This window comes from Ancylobacter lacus (assembly GCF_018390635.1).
GTDB classification, from domain to species: Bacteria; Pseudomonadota; Alphaproteobacteria; order Rhizobiales; family Xanthobacteraceae; genus Ancylobacter; species Ancylobacter lacus.
In genome coordinates this window covers 1-2,173 of record NZ_JAHBGE010000081.1, presented here as the reverse complement: position 1 = coordinate 2,173, position 2,173 = coordinate 1, and the positions used below count along the sequence as shown (strand labels likewise).

Annotated in this window: 2 protein-coding genes and 1 pseudogene; all 3 read right to left on the bottom strand. The window is 67.6% G+C overall.

Going from position 1 to position 2,173, the window contains the following annotated elements; genetic code table 11:
* Nucleotides 1–13: 13 nt before the first annotated feature.
* Nucleotides 14–1,546, bottom strand: coding sequence for an IS66 family transposase (tnpC, locus tag KHC27_RS20170; protein ID WP_213341629.1), 1,533 nt, complete (start codon nucleotides 1,544–1,546; stop codon nucleotides 14–16).
* 42 nt (nucleotides 1,547–1,588) lie between these two features.
* Nucleotides 1,589–1,945: an IS66 family insertion sequence element accessory protein TnpB gene (gene tnpB / locus KHC27_RS20165; protein ID WP_213341627.1), complete on the bottom strand. Its 357-nt coding sequence runs from the start codon at nucleotides 1,943–1,945 to the stop codon at nucleotides 1,589–1,591.
* Nucleotides 1,942–2,173 (bottom strand): annotated as a pseudogene (locus KHC27_RS20160) (hypothetical protein); the annotation flags it as partial. The gene tnpB and the pseudogene KHC27_RS20160, both read right to left, overlap by 4 nt.

Sequence of the window (2,173 nt, the reverse complement as noted above, 5' to 3'; positions counted from 1 at the left end):
GTAAGCGTCGTCCTCAGGCCACGTTACTGAGGGTGGGCTTGGTGGGATAGGCCCATGGCATGAGCTCATCGATCCGGCTGTTGGGGTGGCCCTCGACGATGCGGGTGATGATGTCCGTGAGGTAGGCCTGGGGATCGATGCCGTTCAGCTTGCAGGTCTCGACGAGCGAGGCGATGACGGCCCAGTGCTCGGCGCCGCCGTCGGAGCCGGCGAACAGGGCGTTCTTCCGGGTCAGGGCCAGGGGGCGGATGGATCGCTCGACGATGTTGTTGTCGAGCTCGATGCGCCCATCATCGAGGAAGAGGCCAAGCCCCGCCCAGCGCGAGAGCGCGTAGCGGATCGCTTCGGCGAGCTTGGTCTTCTGGCTGATCAAGGCGAGCTTTTGCCGTAGCCACGGCTCGAGGGCATCAATGATCGGTTTGCTCCTTTGCTGCCGTGCGCCCCGGCGCTCCTCCGGGGTGCGGCCACGGATATCAGCCTCGACGCGATAGAGGTCGGCGATGCGTAGCAGGGCTTCACTGGCGATCGGTGCGGGGCCGGTCTGGGCCAACTCGTAGAAGCGCCGCCGAACATGCGCCCAGCAGAACGCTAGGCTGACCGCGTTGCGCCCGGCCAACGTCTTGTAGCCGCCATAGCCATCGACCTGCAGGATGCCGGCGAAACCATCGAGATGGGCGATCGGTCGCTCCCCCTTGCGGTCGGGTGCATAGACATAGGCGACGGCGGGCGGATCCGCGCCGCCCCAGGGCCGGTCATCGCGGGCATAGGCGAAGAGTTGCCCCGTCTTGGTCCGGCCCCGCCCGGGATCGAGCACCGGCGCCGTGGTCTCGTCGGCGAACAGCTTCGGCGAAGCCTTCAGCATCGCCAGCATCCGCTCGTGCACGGGGCGCAGCAGGAAGGCCGCGCGCCCGACCCAGTCGGCCAGCGTCGAACGATCAAGCGTGACACCCTGACGGGCATAGATCTGGGCCTGACGGTACAGCGGCAGATGATCGGCGTACTTCGAGACCAGAACCTGGGCGACCGTTGCCTCGGTCGGGATACCACCCTCGATCAGCCGAGCCGGCGCGGGTGCCTGCACCACCACGTCTTCGCAGGAGCGGCAGGCGTATTTCGGCCGGCGCACCACCAGCACGCGGAACTGCGCCGGCACGATGTCGAGCCGCTCGGCCACGTCCTCGCCGATGCGGTGGAGCCGTCCGGAACAGCAGGGGCAGACATCGCTCTCGATATCGACCACCGTCTCGATGCGCGGCAGATGGGCGGGCAACGCGCCGCGGTTGGCCCGACGCTTTGCGACCCGCTCGGTCTTTGTCGCCGGGGCGTTTTCCTCAGATGCCGCAAAACCTGCGGCCTCCACCTGCTCGGCCTCTTCCAGGGCGAGGAGAAGCTGGTCCTCGGGTAGCGTCTCGGCGCGCCGGCCGAAGCGATGGCGCTGCAATTCCTTGATGATCTGACGCAGCCGCTCGATCTCAGCCTCCCGGGCGATCAGCATCGCCTGGAGCGTCTCGGGATCACGGGGAAGCTCGGAGCGGAGCGAAGCCATGACCCCGATTCAATCATATTCGCCAGTGGCTTGCGAGGGTTTTCAGCTCGCCGCGACCGGCGTCGTCGTCCGTTGTGGCTCATGCACCCGGCGCCAGTCCAGACCCTCGAACAAGGCTTGCAGCTGGGCCGCCGTCAGCCGCAGCGCGCCGTCCTCGATCTTCGGCCAGCGGAACTCGCCATCCTCCAGACGCTTGGCGACCAGCACCACGCCGGTGCCGTCCCAGAACACCAGCTTCACCCGATCAGGACGCTTGGCGCGGAATACATAGACCGTGCCCGAGAATGGATCGGCACCCATCGTCTCGCGCACCAGGGCGGCCAGGCCTTCGGCCCCCTTGCGGAAATCGACGGGTTTCGTGGCAACCATGACCCGGACTGCGCCGGTCGGACCGATCACAACCCGGCCTTCAACGCGCTGAGCACCGCCGTGATGGTCGCCGGTGAGGCGCCGTTCTCGATCGTCACGCGGGCGCCGGCGACCTCAATCTCTATGGCTGCGGCGCGACGTTGCCGGCCACGCCGCTTCGGTCGTGACGGTAGGGCGCACGGCTCAGATGCGGGAGCCGGCTCCGGCGCGACGACCGCCGGCACAAAGGCCGGGATCATCTCGCTCGCCTTGCGCGCC

Excerpts from the sequence above, each read along its gene's own strand:
- tnpC (WP_213341629.1), bottom strand. The coding sequence starts at position 1,546 with ATGGCTTCGCTCCGCTCCGAGCTTCCCCGTGATCCCGAGACGCTCCAG.